Origin of the sequence: Rhodococcus sp. 05-2254-6 (genome assembly GCF_002258565.1) — a bacterium.
In the GTDB taxonomy this organism is placed as follows: domain Bacteria; phylum Actinomycetota; class Actinomycetes; order Mycobacteriales; family Mycobacteriaceae; genus Rhodococcoides.
The window spans coordinates 34,251-52,586 of record NZ_NOZF01000171.1 but is presented as its reverse complement, the minus strand read 5'-3'; the positions used below and the strand labels follow the sequence as shown (position 1 = coordinate 52,586).

18 protein-coding genes are annotated in these 18,336 nt (G+C 62.6%); 6 read left to right on the top strand and 12 right to left on the bottom strand.

What is annotated here, in order from left to right:
* The coding region (locus CH256_RS23485) for a serine hydrolase domain-containing protein (RefSeq protein ID WP_143536656.1) at window positions 1–639 on the top strand (639 nt) is incomplete at its 5' end.
* Window positions 640–742: 103 nt separating this feature from the next.
* Here the strand turns inward: CH256_RS23485 and CH256_RS23480 are convergent.
* From CH256_RS23480 to CH256_RS23465, 4 genes are read right to left on the bottom strand one after another with little or no spacing between them, the layout of a single operon-like run.
* Window positions 743–1,846, bottom strand: coding sequence for an LLM class flavin-dependent oxidoreductase (locus tag CH256_RS23480; protein ID WP_094670777.1), 1,104 nt, complete (start codon window positions 1,844–1,846; stop codon window positions 743–745).
* 29 nt (window positions 1,847–1,875) lie between these two features.
* Entirely contained in the window at window positions 1,876–2,922 is a 1,047-nt protein-coding gene (locus tag CH256_RS23475; protein WP_094639900.1) for an ABC transporter substrate-binding protein, read from the bottom strand.
* A 36-nt stretch (window positions 2,923–2,958) separates the two neighbouring features.
* Window positions 2,959–3,678: an ABC transporter ATP-binding protein gene (locus CH256_RS23470; RefSeq protein ID WP_094670775.1), complete on the bottom strand. Its 720-nt coding sequence runs from the start codon at window positions 3,676–3,678 to the stop codon at window positions 2,959–2,961.
* A gap of 3 nt (window positions 3,679–3,681) precedes the next feature.
* Window positions 3,682–4,542 (bottom strand): ABC transporter permease, encoded by an 861-nt coding sequence (locus CH256_RS23465; protein ID WP_094670773.1) that lies wholly within the window; start codon window positions 4,540–4,542, stop codon window positions 3,682–3,684.
* Between the two features lie 115 nt (window positions 4,543–4,657).
* Here CH256_RS23465 and CH256_RS23460 point away from each other — a divergent pair, with 115 nt between their 5' ends.
* Window positions 4,658–5,188, top strand: a complete 531-nt coding sequence (locus tag CH256_RS23460) for a GNAT family N-acetyltransferase (RefSeq protein WP_094639898.1) — start codon at window positions 4,658–4,660, stop codon at window positions 5,186–5,188.
* A gap of 92 nt (window positions 5,189–5,280) precedes the next feature.
* A complete protein-coding gene (locus CH256_RS23455; RefSeq protein ID WP_256989527.1) occupies window positions 5,281–6,363 on the top strand; it encodes a ParB/Srx family N-terminal domain-containing protein in 1,083 nt (360 codons plus the stop codon).
* Between the two features lie 43 nt (window positions 6,364–6,406).
* On the opposite strand, the gene CH256_RS23450 is transcribed toward CH256_RS23455, so the two are convergent.
* Genes CH256_RS23450 through CH256_RS23440 form a run of 3 tightly spaced genes read right to left on the bottom strand, consistent with a single transcriptional unit; the run spans window position 6,407 to window position 8,157 of the window.
* Window positions 6,407–7,063, bottom strand: coding sequence for a nitroreductase family protein (locus tag CH256_RS23450; RefSeq protein ID WP_094670769.1), 657 nt, complete (start codon window positions 7,061–7,063; stop codon window positions 6,407–6,409).
* Between the two features lie 24 nt (window positions 7,064–7,087).
* Entirely contained in the window at window positions 7,088–7,504 is a 417-nt protein-coding gene (locus tag CH256_RS23445; protein WP_256989526.1) for a hypothetical protein, read from the bottom strand.
* Window positions 7,505–7,524: 20 nt separating this feature from the next.
* Window positions 7,525–8,157: an isochorismatase family protein gene (locus CH256_RS23440; RefSeq protein WP_094670795.1), complete on the bottom strand. Its 633-nt coding sequence runs from the start codon at window positions 8,155–8,157 to the stop codon at window positions 7,525–7,527.
* Window positions 8,158–8,281: 124 nt separating this feature from the next.
* Here CH256_RS23440 and CH256_RS23435 point away from each other — a divergent pair, with 124 nt between their 5' ends.
* Window positions 8,282–9,262, top strand: a complete 981-nt coding sequence (locus tag CH256_RS23435; RefSeq protein WP_094670767.1) for a GlxA family transcriptional regulator — start codon at window positions 8,282–8,284, stop codon at window positions 9,260–9,262.
* Window positions 9,259–10,101: an adenylate/guanylate cyclase domain-containing protein gene (locus tag CH256_RS23430; protein WP_179272201.1), complete on the top strand. Its 843-nt coding sequence runs from the start codon at window positions 9,259–9,261 to the stop codon at window positions 10,099–10,101. Before CH256_RS23435 ends, CH256_RS23430 begins: the two co-directional genes overlap by 4 nt.
* Before the next feature lie 210 nt (window positions 10,102–10,311).
* Here the strand turns inward: CH256_RS23430 and CH256_RS27825 are convergent, their stop codons facing one another.
* From CH256_RS27825 to CH256_RS23410, 4 genes are all read right to left on the bottom strand, one after another.
* On the bottom strand, window positions 10,312–11,328 hold the full coding sequence (locus CH256_RS27825; protein ID WP_143536655.1) for a hypothetical protein: 1,017 nt from the start codon (window positions 11,326–11,328) through the stop codon (window positions 10,312–10,314).
* Window positions 11,329–11,817: 489 nt separating this feature from the next.
* On the bottom strand, window positions 11,818–12,120 hold the full coding sequence (locus CH256_RS23420) for an AtuA-related protein (RefSeq protein ID WP_094670763.1): 303 nt from the start codon (window positions 12,118–12,120) through the stop codon (window positions 11,818–11,820).
* The gene (locus CH256_RS23415) at window positions 12,117–13,469 is read right to left on the bottom strand and encodes an acyclic terpene utilization AtuA family protein (RefSeq protein ID WP_094670791.1); all 1,353 of its coding nucleotides are present in this window, start codon (window positions 13,467–13,469) and stop codon (window positions 12,117–12,119) included. The genes CH256_RS23420 and CH256_RS23415 overlap by 4 nt, the downstream gene beginning before the upstream one ends.
* On the bottom strand, window positions 13,466–14,899 hold the full coding sequence (locus CH256_RS23410; protein WP_094670761.1) for a CitMHS family transporter: 1,434 nt from the start codon (window positions 14,897–14,899) through the stop codon (window positions 13,466–13,468). Before CH256_RS23410 ends, CH256_RS23415 begins: the two co-directional genes overlap by 4 nt.
* An 82-nt stretch (window positions 14,900–14,981) precedes the next feature.
* Here CH256_RS23410 and CH256_RS23405 point away from each other — a divergent pair, with 82 nt between their 5' ends.
* Window positions 14,982–15,875, top strand: coding sequence for a LysR family transcriptional regulator (locus CH256_RS23405; RefSeq protein WP_094670789.1), 894 nt, complete (start codon window positions 14,982–14,984; stop codon window positions 15,873–15,875).
* A gap of 161 nt (window positions 15,876–16,036) precedes the next feature.
* On the opposite strand, the gene CH256_RS23400 is transcribed toward CH256_RS23405, so the two are convergent.
* Window positions 16,037–18,274 carry an NADP-dependent isocitrate dehydrogenase gene (locus CH256_RS23400; protein WP_068047209.1) on the bottom strand — a complete coding sequence of 746 codons (2,238 nt, stop codon included), beginning with the start codon at window positions 18,272–18,274 and terminating at the stop codon, window positions 16,037–16,039.
* Between the last annotated feature and the right edge of the window lie 62 nt (window positions 18,275–18,336).

Sequence of the window (18,336 nt, the reverse complement as noted above, 5' to 3'; positions counted from 1 at the left end):
GGCGAACTGGTTCGCCGCGTCACCGGAAAATCGTTGCGTCAGTTCGTGGCCGAGGAGATCGCCGGGCCTCTCGGGGCAGACTTCCAGATCGGTGCCGCCGAGAGCGACCGGTCCCGCATCGCCGACGTCGTACCGCCGCCCCCGCCGACCGATGATGCCGTTCCCGATCCGACGATGGTGCGTCGCAAGACCTTTCTCGGGCCGTTGGTGCAGGCCTCGTCCGCGAATACACCGGCATGGCGTGCTGCCGACATGGGCGCGTTGAACGGGCACGGCAATGCGCGATCGGTCGCGAGAATCCTGTCGGTCATCTCGCGAGGCGGCACCGTCGACGGCGTACACCTGCTGAGCCCCGGCGCGATCGATTCGATCTTCGAGGAGCAGTCCAACGGAGTCGATCTCGCCCTGGGCATCCCGTTGCGCTTCGGCCTGGGTTTCGCTCTGCCACAGCAGGAATCGGTACCTTACATCCCTGACGGCAAAATCTGCTTCTGGGGCGGATGGGGTGGATCGCTGACCGTCATGCACCCGGAGTCGAAGCTGACCATCTCCTACGTCATGAACCGAATGGGGCCGGGAATCATCGGCTCCGACCGAGCAGAGCAGTACGTGCGGGCGGTATACGACGCCCTCGCATGACGGCGGTCTGGTTGATCGTGGACGACTATCATCCATTTTTTACACGATCTACTGGACAGATTTCCCATCTCCGGCACACCCGGCGGGTTGGATCCCGCCTGCCCTAGCGTGCGGGAACCGTGATTCCTCTCGCGTCGAGGATGGGTCGAACACCTTCAGCGAAGTGATACGCCTCCTCGAGGTGCGGGTAGCCCGAGAGGATGAACTCGTCGAACCCGGCGTCGTGGTATTCCCCGATGAGGTTCGCGACCTCCTCGTGCGAACCGACCAACGCGGTCCCGGCACCGCCGCGAACCAGACCGACACCGGCCCACAGGTTCGGGTAGATCTCGAGCGAGTCCTTGCTGCCGCCGTGCAGTGCGGCCATTCGGCGCTGTCCCTCGGACTGCGACGACGAGTGCAGCGCGTGCGCCGCAGACACCTGTTCCTCGGGAAGCTCGTCGAGGAGCTTCTGCGCGACGGCCCAGGCCTCCTCGGAGGTGTCGCGACTGATGGTGTGCAGGCGGACGCCGTAGGTCAGCTTGCGGCCCTCGGCATCTGCCAACGCCTGTACTTTTTCGATCTTCGCGCGGGCGTCGGCCGGCGGCTCACCCCACGTCAGGTACGTCTGCACCCGCTTGGCTGCGACGGCCAGAGCAGGCTCGGAGGAGCCACCGAACCAGAACTCCGGCAATGGGTCCGGAGCCTCGGACACCCGCGCATCGGCAACCTTGAAGAACTCACCCTCGTGGTCCACCGAGGTCTCGGTCCAAATGCGTTGTACGAGTTCGAGAAACTCGTCGGTGCGAGCGTATCGCCGATCATGGTCGATCCAGTCCCCGAAACGACGCTGCTCGACGTCGTCGCCGCCTGTGACGATATTGAACAACACTCGCCCTTCCGAGAACCGCTGCAACGTCGCGGCCTGCTGCGCCGCCAACGTGGGCGGCGTGAGACCGGGGCGGAAGGCAACGAGGAACTTCAGCCGTCGGGTGCTCTGTAGCAACGCCGCCGTGGTCAGCCACGCGTCCTCGCACCACGTTCCCGTCGGAGTCAGCACACCCTCGTAGTCGAGGCGGTCCGCGGCCTGAGCCACCTCGGTGAGGTACCGCAACGACGGGCGACGAAAGCCGGCGGGTTCGCGGAGATTGCCGGATGCGTGGGACGCGCCGACGATGGAGCGGCCGTCGCCTGCAGTGGGAAGAAACCAGAAGATGCGTGCGGTCACGAGTGGAACTCCTAGAACGTGGTGGGTGATCAGTTGGTGGCGGCGGATGCGTCTGCGATGGCGTCGTTGTAACGCGTGTCGACGAAGTCCGCGAACGTGTTGCCGCCGGGGATACTTCCGCTCTCGACGAACGCATCGAAGAGAGCCTGCTCGGACTCGATCACAGTGTCGTCCAGAGCAATTGCGGGTCGCTGGCTTCGTCCCTGCGCCAATTCGCCTGCAGCCGGGTCGATCCCGACGGCCGTGGAGTACGCGGACGCCCACTCGGCCGGATTCTTCTCAGCCCAGGCCGAGGCTTTGGCCAGACGAACCACGAAGTCCTGCAACGCCGTGTTCTTCGCCGGATCGTCCAGAGCCTGCTGTGAGGCGATGCCGAACCCGTAACCGTTGGCAACGCCCTCGGCGGTGGTCAGTGTCTTCGAGCCGTTCTGGACCTGCGCGATCGCGGTGAAGGGATCCCAGATCGCCCAGGCGTCGACCTCACCCGAGGTGAATGCCGTCAGCGCATCCGCCGGCTGGAGGAAGATGATCTGGACGTCGTCCTCGGTCAACCCGGCCTTCTGCAACTGCAGCAGCACGTGGCCGTGCGCTGAACTTCCCTTGCCCACCGCGATCTTCTTGCCGCGCAGATCGGAGAACGACGTGAGCGTCGAATCGGACGGCACGAGGATCTGATCGCCGCTGGCGTCGTTGCTGTAGGCGGAGACGACCTTGATGCGCGCATTGGCTGCGACCCCGAACACCGGAGGTGTATTGCCCGTGACCGCGAAGTCGATCTGGCCGGCTGTTGCGGCCTCCACCTGTGGCGGGCCGGAAGTGAAGGTGGAGAACACAACATCGTATGGGGCCGAGTCGAGCTCACCCGACGCACGAAGCAGCGCCTCGGTGCCGCCCTTCTGGTCGCCGACGTCGAGCGTGACCGTGGTGAGCTGGTCGTCGGAGACGAGTTCGGGCGCTTCGGTGGTAGTGGTGTCGCTGCCGCGGGAGACGCAGCCGGTGAGTCCGACGACCGTCAGAGACAGCGCAGCGAGCACACCGATGGCGCGCAGGGATCTGGAACGAGCGTGTGACGACATGCGTGAAAGATCCTTCGTATGAGAGGAATTGATCGGTCAGTGAACGCCGAGGGCCCCGAGCAAATGGGTACGGATGCGGGAGAATCCGGCTGTTCCCCGGTCGCGGGGACGAGGCAGATCGACGGTGACGGTCTCGGCCACCGCACCCCCGTCGAGCACCACCACCCTGTCCCCCAACGCGATTGCCTCGTCGACGTCGTGGGTGACCAGAAGGATGCCGAAGTGGTGCCGTCCCCACAGGTCGAGCAGGAGGGACTGCATGGTCAGTCGAGTGAGTGCATCGAGCGCCCCGAACGGTTCGTCCAGGAGCAGCAGTTCCGGCTCCCCCACCAACGCCCGCGCCAGGGCTGCGCGCTGAGCTTGCCCACCGGACAACGTGAGAGGCCACGCGTCTCGCTTCTCGGCCAGCCCGACTTCGGCGAGCGTTGCATCCGCCGCGGTCAGCGCACCGTTGCCGGTGACGCCTGCGGTGTTCAGGCCGTAGGACACGTTCTGGCGAACCGACCGCCACGGAAACAGCCGTGGTTCCTGGAACGCCACCGCGGGATTCCCGGCGACATGCCGCTCACCCGTGTGGTCGGTCGACAGCCCGGCCAGAACGCGCAGGATCGTCGACTTGCCGGACCCGGATCGTCCGACGAGCGAGACGATCTCGCCGCGTTCGATGGACAGATCGACGCCCTTCAGCACGTGACTGGATTCGTAGAACTTGTCGATCCCACGCAAGGTGGCAACGGACGTTGTCGTCGCAGTCATGAGTCAGACATCCAATCGGTAACGAAGAGCGCGTTTTTCGAGGATGCGCACGATGCCGTCGGTGGCGATTCCCATCAGCGCGTAGACAACGAGCCCGAAGATGATGGTGTCCACACGCAGGAAATCTCGCGCATTGTTGATGATGTAGCCGAGCCCGGATTCGGCATTGATCTGCTCGGCCACGATCAGCGACAACCACGCAATGGCCAGCGACTGCCTCAATCCCACCAGTAGTTGTGGGGCGATGCTGGGCAGGATGATGGTGGTGAACCGTTGACGCCACGAGAAGCCGAGTACGACGGCCGTGTCGAGGAAGTCGCGATCGATCTGGCGGATCGCCGAGAACGTGTTGAGGTACAGCGGAAATGCGACTCCGAGAGCCACGAGCAGAATCTTGGGAGTCTCGCCGATCCCGAACCACAGGATGAAGAGCGGGATCAGCCCGAGGTGCGGAAGTGCCCGCAGCATCTGCAGCGGCGGATCGACCGTTGCCTCCGCCAACTTGGACAGTCCGACGAGCGCACCGAGCGCCACCCCGATCACACCGCCGAGCACGAGTCCCTGCACCACACGGGTTCCGGAGACGGTGAGGGCATCGGCCAACTCTCCGTTGCGTAGCAATTCGAGGCCCGCGTCGAAGATCAGCGATGGCGCCGGCAGTACTCGTTCGGAGAGAACTCCGGCAGCACTGGCAATCTGCCACAGGACGAGGAGGGCGACGGGTGAGAGAACGCGCACGACGGTCCATCGGTACCGCTGCCACACCGACTGTTTCGGCGAAACATGCGCGGGGCCGCCGTTGGGAACGTCGCTGACACGCGTGTCCACGGGTGCCGCGGGAACGGCGTACGACGTCACGACCATGGGTACAGGCCTTCCGGTTGAGTGCGAGCAGGTTCGACTACTCACCTTCGGTCAGACCGGGGCCTACGACCAGGGTTCGAATCAGCGTGAATTTAGGTCGGGCAGAATTGCCCTCATGAACGTCGAGCCCATCCATACCGAGCGCCTGACGCTGCGCCTGTACGAGCCCACCGACGTGGACGGGATTCTCGCGTACTACAGCGATCCCGAAGTCTGCCGCTACCTACTGCACGAAGCGTGGTCGCACGCCGATGCCGTTGCTGCGGTGGGCAAGCGGATGAAGCGAACCGGATTGAACACTCAGGCCCTCGCGATGGTCGTCGAACACGAGGGGACGGTGGTGGGCAACGTCGAGGCATGGTTGATCGACGGGTCACCGGCTCTCGTCGAACTCGGGTGGACGTTCTCCCCTGCGGTAGCCGGTCGCGGATACGCCACCGAGGCGGTACAAGCCTTGATCGAGCACGTGTTCTCGCTTCCCCAGATTCACCGTGTCAGCGCGCAGCTGGACGGACGCAACGACGCCTCTGCCCGCCTGGCCGCGAGGGTCGGGATGCGTCAGGAAGCGCACTTCCGCCAGAACTGGTGGTGCAAGGGTGAATGGACCGACACCCTTGTCTACGCGATGTTGCGCGAGGATCGCTGACGTCCATCATGCGACGTTCACCTCTGCGTTGGTTCTGCGACATCGAACGGTGACCGGAGTGGGGCAGTCTCCGGGGAACTTCACTCGAACTCATGGGAGTCTCACCGATGGCCTCGCTTCGTAGAGCTGCACTGTTGGGCACGCTCGCTTTGATTTCTGTCGCATCCACGTCGCTGGCCAGTGTTGCCACTGCTGCGCCGGCACGGACGGCATCGCCGCTGTGCCAGGTCGCAGACCTCATCCCCACCGGATCGTCGTCGGGCCTCGGTTACCAATGTGCCGAAGCGGGTGAGCTTCTCGATCTCCCGATCGGTGAGGTGCGCGCGACACAACCGTCACTCGGGTACGACGAGGTGTACTACAAGCTCGGTCGGTACACGCTCGGCAAGGACGAGATCAACAAGAAGTTCGACGACTGGTGCGAAGCCAACGGCCAGGAAGAGGTCGCGTCGGCGATGCCCGATGCGCGACTGGACAATCCGTCGTCATTCACCTGCACTGTGCCCGTCGGCCAGGAAACGCCCGACACCATCGCGCCGATGAAGACGGTCGTCATCGGTCCGGGTGGCGTGCCCTACCTGACCGACGGACACCACACGCTGACCTCGTTCTACGAAACGGCCGACGGTGGACCGAATCTGCATCTGCGCCTGCGGGTGGTCGCGAACCTCAGTGACCTGAGCCCCGCTGACTTCTGGGCGCGGATGAAGGCCGAGAAGTGGGTGTGGAACTACGACGTCGACGGCAACGAGGTTCCGGTGGAACAGCTGCCCTCGGGAGTGGGGCTCGCCAAGTTCCAGAACGACAAGTACCGCAGCCTGACGTACTTCGGGCGCGATATCGGCTTCACCCCCGGAACCATCCCGTTCCAGGAATTCTATTGGGGTGCATGGGTTCGTGACTCCGGCGCAGCCGACATCAGCGGCTGGGACGCCAACAACCTCACGAGCTACCTGAGCACCGTCGAGGCGGTGTCGCGCGCCCAAGTCGCCGCACCGAAAGACGCGATGATCGACAGTGGCCGCACCGCATCAGAACTCGGTGCGCTCGACGCCTGGAACGACGGCAAGGCAGCCACGAAAGGCGAATTCGGAAAGCTCTCGGCACCGTACTCGAACGACAAGCCCGGCAAACTGGCCTACGCCTTGCAGTACAAGATGGGGCTGCCCAGGTAGTGCTTTTTCGATCCGAACATGAATCGGACGGGCTGCGCGCGCATCACCAGCGATCGACGTGCAGCACCGTCTCGATCGGATCCCGCGGAGCGACCTTGAAGGTCTCCCCTGTGTAGTACGCCGTAGGGATCAGCGCACCCTGATGGAAGTCGTCGGGAATGCCGAGCAGTTCGGAGATTTCGGCTTCCTTCGCGAGATGAATTGTGGTCCAAGCTGTTCCGAGACCACGCGCCCGTGCGGCCAGGGCGTAGTTCCACACCGCGGGCAGCAGCGAGCCCCACAGACCGGCTTGATTGCCGGCCGGGAGCGTCTTGCCGGCCTGGATGCACGGAATCAGCAGAACCGGAACCTCACCCATGTGCTCGCCGAGCCAGCTCGCACTGTCTCCGACACGCTTCTGGACCGAGGCACGTTCTGGGTCGTCGGTGAATAGGGCCGACGCAGAATGCTTGGACGCCTGATACGCGGTGAACAGTTCGCCGTAGATCGCACCGATACGAGCGCGAAGATCAGGATCGGTCACGACGATCCACTGCCACCCCTGCTTGTTCGATCCCGACGGGGCCTGCAACGCGATCTCCAGGCATTCCTTGATCAGTTCCATCGGAACCGGTCGCGTCAGGTCGAGACGCTTACGGACGGTGCGCGTCGTGGTCAGCAGCTCGTCGGGAGTGAGGTCGATGATCGGGAAGGAAGTCACCCTTCGATCATGCACCACCCGCAGTCACTCCGGCAGCATAGTTCTGATGATCGCCCACGCAGAGGCGTCGACCCACGAGGGGTTGGACTGCTGCGGCGATCGAAACACCTCGAGCGTCGACAGTGTCGCGATCGACTGAATGTCCGACGCAAGAATCGGCTCGTCGAACAGCGTGATGTCCGTCGAGATTTTCCACTGGTGCCCCGGGACCGGGGAGCCGGTCAGGGTGCCGGCACCCCAGATTCCGCGTCGGGCATGGGTACTGACCCAGAACAACACCGGCCGTCCGGGTGCCATCAGACGAGTTCGATAGTTGTCGGCGACGCACCAGTGGTCGTGCGCACGTCCGGCGTCGACCATCGGCGCGAGATCGGTCTTGTGCGGATTGCACTTGATCACCCACGCACCGAATGTCTCGTCGGTAATTGCCCGTGCCGTCACCGCATCCAGCGTACCGAGCGTCAGGCCACCGCGTCGTTGCCCTGAGCTGCCGAGACCACCAGATTGTTCGCGATCAGATTGTTTCCGTTCTTGACGGCGTCGATCCACTGATCTGTCGACGCGACCGCTGCGAAGTTCGACTGCAGCAGCACCATCAGCGCCTTGTGCAGTTGCTCCGCCGAGACGGTGCCTGCCTCGTTCGAGAGATTGATCGCGCCGGTGGCGTCGGACAGAATTTCGACGGTCAGATCCAGCACCTCGGCGTCGGCGCTGGATGCGAGGTCGCAGTTGTTGGTCATGTATCCGACGATCGTGACGGTGTCGATATTGTTGCCCTGCAACCACTTCGCGACACCGGTACCGGCGAACACGCTGCTGTACTTCTTCTCGACTCGCTCGAACGAGGGTTGTACGAGCGCCTGAATGTCGGGGTGCAGCTCGTACGTCGGGGTGCCCTTCACGAACGCCGGAGCGCCGTCGGGCATCTCGTGCTGCACGATCGCCACGGGAAGATCCTGCGCCACTGCGGCTTCGATCGCCCGGACGATGTTGGCCAACGACTGGTCACGAGGCGGGTACTGAATCTGCAGCACACCCTCGAAGTACTCCTGCTGGACGTCGATGACGATCAATGCTCTGCGTGGTGCGGTCATGGTGTTCTCCTTCGACTGGCGATCTCGGTCGCTTCTCATCCTGCGGTGGCGGCATTGCTTCCACGAGTGGCACGGATGCATACTTTCGATTGATTCGGGCCAACGGTCGAGATCGGAGACAGCCATGCGAATCGCGCTCTATGCGTTCGACGGCATCACGATGTTCCACCTCGCCGCGCCGTTGATGGTGTTCGGCGAGGTGACTCGACTCGGACTCGCACCGGACTGGGAGACGCGAGTGTGGTCCGACGAAGCCGGGTCGATCCGCACCGAGGAGGGCTTCCCGGTCGGCGAGATTGCCGGCCCCGATACCGTCGACTGGGCCGACATCGTCATCGTCACGTCGTGGCCGGAGTCGTTGCCGCACATCGGGAAAACCCTGTCGGCGCAGCTTCGTGACGCCCATTCGCGTGGAGCGGAAATCGCAGGACTGTGCCTCGGCTCGTTCGCCGTCGCAGATACCGGGCTGCTCGCCGGCCGCCCGGCTGTCACACACTGGACCAAGATGACCGAACTGCGGGAGCGAAATTCACACGCCGGCGTCGACGAGTCGGTGCTCTACATCGATCACGGCGACGTGATGACGTCTGCGGGCACCGCGTCGTCGATCGATTCCTGCCTGCACATCGTGCGCAAACACCTCGGTTCGGCGGCGGCGACCCGGGTGGCGCGCAGTCTGGTGGTCGCACCTCATCGCGACGGTGGCCAGGCCCAGTACATCGAGCGTCCGGTCACGGAGGCATCCGGAGGTACCGCGATTGCCGACGTGCTGAGCTGGGCACTCGAAAGACTGGACGAGCCCTTGCCCATCGAGCGACTGGCCGAACATGCGTGCATGAGCCGACGCAGCTTCATCCGCCAGTTCCACCTCGAGACGGGGTCCACCCCCGCCCGTTGGGTACTGGACAAGCGACTGAACGAGGCCAAGAGCCTGCTCGAAACGACCGATCGCAGCGTCGAGAACATCGCAGCGCTGTGCGGATTCGGCAGCGCCGTCACTTTGCGTCAGAACTTCCGCTCGGCCTTCGCGGTGACGCCGACGGCCTACCGACGGCAGTTTGCGGTCGGTTGTGCAACCACGAGCATCGTCGACAGGCAAAGATGAGCGACGTGATCCTGTGGATAGTTGCCGGAGTAGAGCTCGCTGCCATCATCGCGCTCGGTGTGGTCTTGATCGTCTCGCGTCGAAAGCTGAAGCACACACGTCGTGCACTGGACCGCGCTCTCGAATCGCAGCAACGCCGTAAGCGACGCGGCCTGGTGCCATTCGCGATCAGAACCGCATTCCACACCACGGACTTACTCATCAACAAGGGCTTCGGTGCAACGGTCCGCAACTCAGTCGAGGACCTCGCCGGCTGGGCGAAAGTGGAGCGCCCTGATCTGGCGCGCATGACCGCCGACGGGGACATCGTGGTGATGTTCTCCGACATCGAGGGCTCCACCGCCCGCAACGAGGAACTCGGCGACCGCGGCTGGGTGAAGCTGCTCGAGAAGCACAACAAGTTGATCCGCAAACACGTCGACGATCACGGCGGTCACGTGGTGAAAAGCCAGGGCGACGGCTACATGATCGCCTTCTCCGACCCGGCCCAGGCGGTGCGCTGCGGAGTGAAGGTGCAGGAAGCGCTGCTGAAGAACCCCGATCGCTGGCACCGCATTCGCGTCCGTATGGGCGTGCACGTCGGCAGCTCGGTGCGTCGAGGAGACGACCTGTTCGGCCTCAACGTGGCCATGGCGGCACGGGTTGCGGGACAGGCCGAGGGCGGTGAGATTTTGATCAGCGAACCGGTGCGCAATGCCATCAGCACGGCCGCCGATCTGCCCCTAGGCCTGCCCCGTGAAGTGGAATTGAAAGGAATGAGCGGGAACTTCCAGTTGTACCCGGTTGCGTTACCGATGCTGCCGCAGGCAAAAATTTATTCTAAGGATAATTTGATCTAAGCGACACCGCTGCCGTGGCTAACATGCGGGGTGCGACGCGCCGTGGTCCTGCAACGCGGTTCACTACGGGATGAACGGTGTTAACCCTAGTAACAACCTAGGCAGCATCGCTAGCACTTAGTCAGTTTTGTCCCAAAAACAGGGTCCACTGGTTGCAGATGAACTAGGATCGCAGCGCTATTTAAATTAGGCAACTCGTTTCTTAAGAATTCACCGCAGCTCCTCGTAGATGTCAATAGAAATCGAGGCGATGCGCACTATCAACGTCGCAATCAAGCCAAGCAATACCCCCGACCACAGCGTCAGAATAGATTTGCGGTCGGATTCATTACGATTCTCAAACAAATACACTGGTTGATCAGAGTAAGAAAAACGACTTGGTGTTGCATCACCCGACGACCAGTACGACTTCTGCTCATACTCCCACCAATTGTCAAATACAACGGGTTCGGGGTATGACGACGTCAATTCGACACCTGACTCTCTCTGAACTTCAACGTCGGCCGTCATAGATTGCTGGAAGTCGATTGAACCCTTCAGCGAAGTCCAGTTAATTTGAAACGGCAGCAGCGTCTTATTTTCGGAATTTCCAAAGTTTCGTCCACCGATAGTCCGCCAAGCACTTGAAGTGGGGAAGTTGCACTCTTCAACAAAGACGTTCCCACTGTCGTCCTCGTCACGATTCGAGCGCTTCACACCGTTGTCGAGAGGCCAGATTTTACCTCGGTATTGGTGCACAACTGTGTTATTCAGCTGATCAGATATCGCCTCTTCGCTGCGCGGCTCACTGGCATAACCGATCGCGGAACTGCGCGTACTGATTGCGTCCACGTTGATCGCTCGCTTTGGACCCTCCTCAAGATTGTCAAATTTTACTTCGGAAATCTTATCCGCGGTTCCGCACTGAGCATCGCCTCCTGCATCGCCAACAAAATCAATCTCAAAATCGATAGATTGCGCATTTCCGCCGTCACCATAGATGAGCCCGTTCGCCGTAAAGTAAAATACTACCTTTACTCCGCCTTTGTCATCAAACTTTTGATGCAGTTTTAATTCAAGATCCCGACCCCCACCTTGCGTAGAGACGACAAACAAACCTCGGACGCCGCCATCTAAAGATTCTGAAGGCCGTACCAATTCTTGAGCCCGCGGTAGCATGAAAACAAGACCACCGACTATGACAAGTAGGCCGAGACCGACCTTAATTAGCGACGTACGAACGCTCATAATCCCCCGATAGTCAAGATCCGACACAGTATTGGCTCACAAGATCCAGTCGAACGTCGCATCCACCCACCGCTCGAACTCACCGGAGATTAGCCCAGCTTCGACGGTGAAGCAACAGCAAACCTGGTGAATGAATCTGAAATCGATTCATTGTGCAATTTTGCCGCATTACCCGCGGAAGAAAGCCAGTTCGCGGGCTCCTCTATCCTGACCCCATGGTCCTTGCAGCCAAAAGTTCATTCGGTCAAATGACTAGCCCCAAGACCTCTTGACTGTTGCAATACTGACTCTGCCGCAAAATACCTCAGCGGCGATGTCGCTGCCATCGTGGTGTTCCCAAGCCGTCAAACAGCCGTGTCTGAACTCCCGAATCCGCTGAAATCTACGATCGTATCCTGCCTGCGACTACGTTCTCGCTCTGTAACGTGCATCGAAATCCGCTCGGGCCCGTCACAATGCGCTTACTACGAAGCATTGGTACGCGCAGACTTATACAGTCATACTCAGCAGGTGGTAGCTCAGACACTTTCCGTGACCGTCGAGCACGGGGCTACCCGTCACTCCCCCACCGAGCACGCCGGGCAGCTCGAACACCAACCCGGAGACCAGAGACATTTCAGTGCGGCGTACGTCTCCGGCAACCAGCGGTGCGAAATGCGTAGCGACGGCGTCGGCAGTCAGTTCGCGGACCAGTAGCTCGTAGTGTTGGTCTGTCCGCGGGAAGACAGCGAGAATGAGGGTGTCGCCCTTGTCCCCGGTTCGCACGTCGGCGAAATCGTCGACAGTCCTCATACCGTCACCTCCGTGATGTGCACGGCGGTCGTCACCTGTGCACGTGGAATCAGACAGGATCTGATAGCCAAGACCTCCGTGTTGCTGCTGCGCGCACCGCCACCGCCGGCGGGCCCGTTGGTGTAAAGACTCTCGACTTCCCAGCCGACGAGAGCCGCAGTTTCGGCGTCGGGCACCTTCGCCGTCACGCGCAGTCTCACTTCAGGGACATCGGTGGGGGCGACGAGTCCACGGAATGCAGCGCCCGCACCGATGTACTCGATACCCACGTTCTCGGCGGATATACCGTGCACCTCCCACAGTCGTTGCTGCACAATCTCTCCGGCGAGCTCGGCGCGTTGCAGCGAGCGCGGACCCGCATAGCTGATCTGCCCCTCACCGAGCCAACCGCCCCGGAACCCGAGGGTCACTTTCAGCTCCTCTGGCCGCGTGCTGCCCGTTGCCCCGGACACCGCCACCCGATCGGGTCCGACGGTCTCGAACGAGACTTCGGTGAAATCGGCGGTCACGTCCGGCGTCAGATATCTGGCGGGATCGCCGACCTCGTACAGCAATTGCTCGGCGCACGTTCGACGCGTCAGCTCCCCGCCGGTACCGTCGACCTTGCCGAATTCTGCTGTACCGTCTGCGCGTACGTCCCCGAACGGAAAGCCCAGATTCGCCAGACCCTGCACCGGCTTGGTGACCGGATCGGCGAAGTAACCACCGGTCAGTTGGCCCGCACATTCGAGAAGATGTCCGACGGCAGTTCCTGCACCAAGTGTCTCCCAATCCTGCCCGGCCCAACCGAACTCGTGCATCAGAGGTGCGAGATACAGCGCCGGATCGGCGAGACGGCCGGTGACGACCACGTCGGCACCGACGTCGAGGGCAGGCAGTACCGCATCGGCACCGATGTAGGCGTTGGCCGATACGAGTTCCTCGGAATGCTCCGACAGCGGTCGACCGGTCTCCCACACCACCGGGTCGATCCGGCGCACCGCGTCGAGCACGTCGTCGCCGGTGACGGCAGCAATGCGCACCGAACGCGAGCACACCTGCTCGGCCACGCGCGCAACGACGGCCGCTGCCGCAACAGGATTCGCGGCTCCGGAGTTCGTGACGACGGTGATGCCCTGCTCCGTCGTCGCCCCGAGAACTGCACGCATCCGCGCTGCCAACAGCGGGTCGTAGCCCGCCGTGGGATCGAGCAATTTTCGGGCCTGCCCTGTCGCCACCGTCCGCTCTCCGAGGCACTCGAAGATCAGATAGTCGAGCTCGCCCCGCTCGGCCAAGATCTGCGCCGGGTCGATGCGATCGCCCGCAAAACCTGCGCCGGCACCCAACCGGACGGTTCCGCGGGCGCTCATGACGACCACAGCGGGATCGCGCCGGTGGCCATGGCAACGCCGAGCATGCCGAGGCTGATCAGCCACGCCCACCCCAACGTGTGGCGAATGTGCTTACCGATGTCGACTTTCGCGAGACCCACCAGAAGGTAGAACGCGCCGGTCATCGGGCTGATCGGGAATCCGACCGTTTCCTCACCGATGATCGAGGCCTGCGCCAGATCGATTGCGCTGACTCCGAATTGGTCACCTACCTCGATGAGGACCGGCAGCACACCGAAGTAGTAGGCGTCCGGCCCGAAGATCAGGCTCATCGGGACGGCGAACACGCCGACGATGAGCGGCAAGGCGGGGGCCATCGCGTCCGGAATGGCATTCGCTGCGCTGACCGCCATGGACTCGATCATGCCGCTGCCGTCGAGCACACCGAGAAGTACCCCTGCAGCCAACAACGTGCCGACCATCAGCATCGCGCCGACAGCGTGGGCCTCGATGCGGGCGGACTGGGCCTTCATTCCGCGGTAGTTGACGAGTAGCGCCACGATAGTGGCGATGATGAAGCACGTTTCCGGAGGGGCGATGGCGGCGATCAACGCAGCCAACGTCGCGATTACCAGGAAGGCGTTGACCCAGAACAACTTCGGCCGCAGCAGTGCTCGGTCACTCGACGCGGTTGCCGGACCGTCCGCATCGTCGCCACCGGTCGACGGGCTGCCGGGCTCCTCGTTCGCGTCACCGACTGCGGATCCGGTACCCCCGGATCCCACGGACATTCGTTCGGCGATTCGCGCCGTCGACTCCTCCACGACGGCCGACGCATCGCCCGCGGCGACCTTGGCCAGACGGGTCCGCTCACGCCGACCCAGGTAGTAGGCGACGCCCAGTGCGAACACGACTCCGGCGATCTGAGCAGGAATCAACGGAACCCACAGTTCGTTGGCGTCGACGCCCAGAGTTGCTGCAGCGCGAGCCGTCGGACCACCCCAGGGGACCATGTTCATCACTCCGGCACCGAGTCCGACGCAGGTGGCCAGGACGAGCCGGCTCATACCGAGGCGTTCGTAGATCGGGAGCATGGCGGGGACGGCAATCAGGAACGTGGTTGCGCCGGCACCGTCGAGGTGAGCCACCACGGCGAGGGCAGTGGTCGCGACTGCCACGGTCGGTGGGGCACTACCCGCCCAGCGCACGATGCGGGCGATGATCGGATCGAACAGACCCGCGTCGCGCATGATCCCGAAGAAGACGATTGCGAACAGGAACATCGCGGCGACGCCGACGACCCCGCCGAGTCCCTCTTTGACGAACCCTGCCACCTCGGATGGAGAGTTGCCGGCCAGGAACGCCGCGGCAAGCGGGACACCTGCAAGCGCGACGATGGCCGCGACCCGCTGGGTGAACAACAGCAGCAGGATGATGGCAATCGTCCCGAAGCCGAGCAGTGACAGCATGTGATCTCCTTCATCGAATACGACGAGTGTTGTGCAGATCACTTACTCCGTCCAACATCAGTTGGGTATAGATTCATGCATCGTGGGCATAAACCTGGGCATCGCCCATCTACGCGCCGTCGTCGCACTCGCCGATCATGCGAGCTTCACTGCAGCGGCGAACTGGCTTCAGGTCTCCCAACCCAACCTGAGCCGTACCGTCGCCGAAGCCGAACGACGCCTGGGCGTCCGACTGTTCATGCGCACCACCCGCAGCGTCGACCTCACCGGTGACGGACACGAAGTCACGGCCTATGCCCGTCGGGTACTGCTCGAGTTCGACGACGGCCTGGAGCAGATCGGACGCTTCGTCTCGGGCGACCGCGGAACCGTCACCATCGCGTGCCTGCCCTCGATCGCGGCGACGTTTCTCCCGCCGTACATCGTGAATTTCCGCAACAGTCATCCCGACGTCTCGGTACACATCAGAGACGGGCTGCGCGACGACGTGGTGGCCTCGGTTCGCGACGGTTCCGTGGACTTCGCAGTCGTCGCCGCGTCGGGACGAGCGAACGATCTGATGCGCACGACGGTCAGCACCGACGCCTTCGTCTGCGCGCTACCGCCGAATCATGCTCTGGCACAGCGAACAAGCCTGCTATGGACCGACCTCGCCGACCAGCCGTTCGTCGCGTTCGGTCCCGAATCGAGCATCGCCTCGCACGTGCAACTGGGGCTCGAAAGCGCGGGAGTCGACGTCGGGCCATCGGTTCAGGCGCACAACGTGGCCGCCGTGGCGGGCATGACCGCTGCCGGACTCGGCATCACCGTGATCCCGGAACTGGTGGTGCCGATGATGTCGTTCGCGAACCTGGTCTACCTGCCTATCGAGCCGACCATCCATCGCACCATCTCTGTTGTCCAGTTGCCGGGGCGACGCCAAAGTGCGAGCTGTACGGCGTTTCTGGATATTTTGGTGCCCGCCTTGAACGAATGAATGGTCCATTCACGACGTCTGAGCGCGTGAAAGTCACATTGATCCGAACGGGGTGGGCGGTAAACCCCAATGCTGTTGCACCCCAATACGAATGAATGGTCCATTCAACACGTCTGAGCGCGTGAATGGACCATTCATTCCATGGGGTGGAGCAGATAAAACTACTTCTTCGCCGACTCCAGAGCCTCGTTGAAGGTCTTGGACGGACGCATCACTGCCGCGGTGGCTTCGGGGTCCGGGTAGTAGTAGCCGCCGATGTCGACTGCGGTGCCCTGAACCTCGTTGAGCTCGGAGACGATTTTCTCCTCGTTCTCCGCCAGGGTCTTCGCCAGTGCAGCGAAGTGCTTGGCCAGTTCGGCGTCCTCGGTTTGCTCGGCAAGTTCCTGTGCCCAGTACAGAGCGAGGTAGAACTGGCTGCCACGGTTGTCGAGTTCACCGGTCGAGCGCGACGGGCCCTTGCTGTTCTCGAGCAGCTTGCCGGTGGCGGAGTCGAGTGCCTTGGCGAGGATGGTCGCCTTGACGTCGCCGGTCTTGGTGCCGAGATCTTCGAGGCTCACGGCCAGAGCCAGGAATTCGCCGAGCGAATCCCACCGCAGGTGGTTCTCCTCGATGAGCTGCTTGACGTGCTTGGGAGCCGAGCCGCCTGCACCCGTCTCGTAGAGACCGCCACCTGCCATCAGCGGAACGATGGAGAGCATCTTGGCGCTGGTGCCGAGTTCGAGGATCGGGAACAGGTCGGTGAGGTAGTCACGCAGGATGTTGCCCGTCGCGGAGATGGTGTCGAGTCCGCGGACCAGACGCTCCATCGTGTACCGAATGGCACGCACCTGGGACATGATCTGGATGTCGAGGCCCTCGGTGTCGTGATCCTTCAGGTACTTGCGCACCTTGCCGATGAGCTCGTTCTCGTGCGGGCGGTACGGGTCGAGCCAGAAGACGACCGGCATTCCGGATTCACGCGCACGCGTGACGGCGAGCTTGACCCAGTCCTGGATCGGGGCATCCTTGACGATGCACAGACGCCAGATGTCGCCCTCTTCGACGGTCTGCGTCAGCAGCACCTCGCCGGTGGCCTTGTCGGTGATGTTCGCGACGCCTGCCTTCGGTACTTCGAAGGTCTTGTCGTGCGAGCCGTACTCCTCGGCCTTCTGCGCCATCAGGCCGACGTTGGGAACGGTGCCCATCGTCGTCGGGTCGAACTGGCCGTTGGTCTTGCAGAAGTTCACCATCTCCTGGTAGATCCGGGAGAACGTCGACTCGGGGTTGACGGCCTTGGTGTCCTTGGGACGACCGTCCGCTCCCCACATCTTGCCGCCGGCGCGAATCATCGCGGGCATGGAGGCGTCGACGATGACGTCGCTGGGTGAATGGAAGTTCGAGATGCCGCGGGCGGAGTCGACCATCGCGAGCTCCGGACGGGTCTCGTGGCACTTGTGGAGGTCTTCGATGATCTCGTCGCGCTTGGACGCCGGGAGGGTCTCGATCTTGGTGTACAGGTCCGAGAGGCCGTTGTTGACGTTGACGCCCAGCTCCTCGAAGAGCTCGTTGTGCTTGGCGAACGCGTCCTTGTAGAACACGCGCACAGCATGGCCGAACACGATGGGGTGCGAGACCCGCATCATGGTCGCCTTGACGTGCAGGGAGAACATGACGCCGGTGTCGTAGGCGTCCTGCATCTCGTGCTCGTAGAAATCGAGAAGCGCCTTCTTGCTCATGAACATCGAGTCGATGACGTCACCGTCGGTGAGCGAGACCGTCTCCTTGAGCACGATCGGCTCGCCGTCGGCGGGCAGCAGCTCCATCTTGATCTCACGGTCACCGTCGACGACCGTCGACTTCTCGCCGTGGTAGAAATCGCCCTCGCGCATGTGCGCGACATGGGTGCGCGACGCCATCGACCACTCGGTCATGCTGTGCGGGTGCTTCCGGGCGAATTCCTTGACGGCCTTCGGCGCGCGACGGTCCGAGTTACCCTCACGCAGAACGGGATTGACCGCGCTACCGAGGCACTTAGTGTAACGCTCGCGGATCTCGCGCTCTTCGTCGGTCTTGGGATTGCCGGGGAAGTCGGGGATCGCGTAGCCCTTGTCCTGCAGTTCCTTGACGGCAGCGAGCAGCTGCGGAACCGAGGCGCTGATGTTGGGCAGCTTGATGATGTTGGTCTCGGGCAGCTGCGTCAGCTTGCCGAGCTCGGCGAGGTTGTCGGTCACTCGCTGGTCTTCGTTGAGGTAGTCGGGGAACTCGGCGAGGATGCGGTTGGCAACGGAGATGTCACTCGACTCGACGTTGATCTCGGCCGCGCTGGCGAAAGAACGTATGACCGGCAGAAACGCGTGAGTCGCCAGCATGGGCGCCTCGTCGGTCAGGGTGTAGATGATGGTCGGCTTCTTCGCAGTCATGTTTCGCCTTTGCCTCAGTTTCAACGTCGTCTTTTGGATGCGTCCACCGTCGACTTTAATCT

Excerpts from the sequence above, each read along its gene's own strand:
- CH256_RS23475 (WP_094639900.1), bottom strand. The coding sequence starts at position 2,922 with ATGTCGTCACACGCTCGTTCCAGATCCCTGCGCGCCATCGGTGTGCTC.
- CH256_RS23470 (WP_094670775.1), bottom strand. The coding sequence starts at position 3,678 with ATGACTGCGACGACAACGTCCGTTGCCACCTTGCGTGGGATCGACAAG.
- CH256_RS23465 (WP_094670773.1), bottom strand. The coding sequence starts at position 4,542 with ATGGTCGTGACGTCGTACGCCGTTCCCGCGGCACCCGTGGACACGCGT.
- CH256_RS23460 (WP_094639898.1), top strand. The coding sequence starts at position 4,658 with ATGAACGTCGAGCCCATCCATACCGAGCGCCTGACGCTGCGCCTGTAC.
- CH256_RS23455 (WP_256989527.1), top strand. The coding sequence starts at position 5,281 with ATGGGAGTCTCACCGATGGCCTCGCTTCGTAGAGCTGCACTGTTGGGC.
- CH256_RS23440 (WP_094670795.1), bottom strand. The coding sequence starts at position 8,157 with ATGACCGCACCACGCAGAGCATTGATCGTCATCGACGTCCAGCAGGAG.
- CH256_RS23435 (WP_094670767.1), top strand. The coding sequence starts at position 8,282 with ATGCGAATCGCGCTCTATGCGTTCGACGGCATCACGATGTTCCACCTC.
- CH256_RS23430 (WP_179272201.1), top strand. The coding sequence starts at position 9,259 with ATGAGCGACGTGATCCTGTGGATAGTTGCCGGAGTAGAGCTCGCTGCC.
- CH256_RS27825 (WP_143536655.1), bottom strand. The coding sequence starts at position 11,328 with ATGAGCGTTCGTACGTCGCTAATTAAGGTCGGTCTCGGCCTACTTGTC.
- CH256_RS23420 (WP_094670763.1), bottom strand. The coding sequence starts at position 12,120 with ATGAGGACTGTCGACGATTTCGCCGACGTGCGAACCGGGGACAAGGGC.
- CH256_RS23415 (WP_094670791.1), bottom strand. The coding sequence starts at position 13,469 with ATGAGCGCCCGCGGAACCGTCCGGTTGGGTGCCGGCGCAGGTTTTGCG.
- CH256_RS23410 (WP_094670761.1), bottom strand. The coding sequence starts at position 14,899 with ATGCTGTCACTGCTCGGCTTCGGGACGATTGCCATCATCCTGCTGCTG.
- CH256_RS23400 (WP_068047209.1), bottom strand. The coding sequence starts at position 18,274 with ATGACTGCGAAGAAGCCGACCATCATCTACACCCTGACCGACGAGGCG.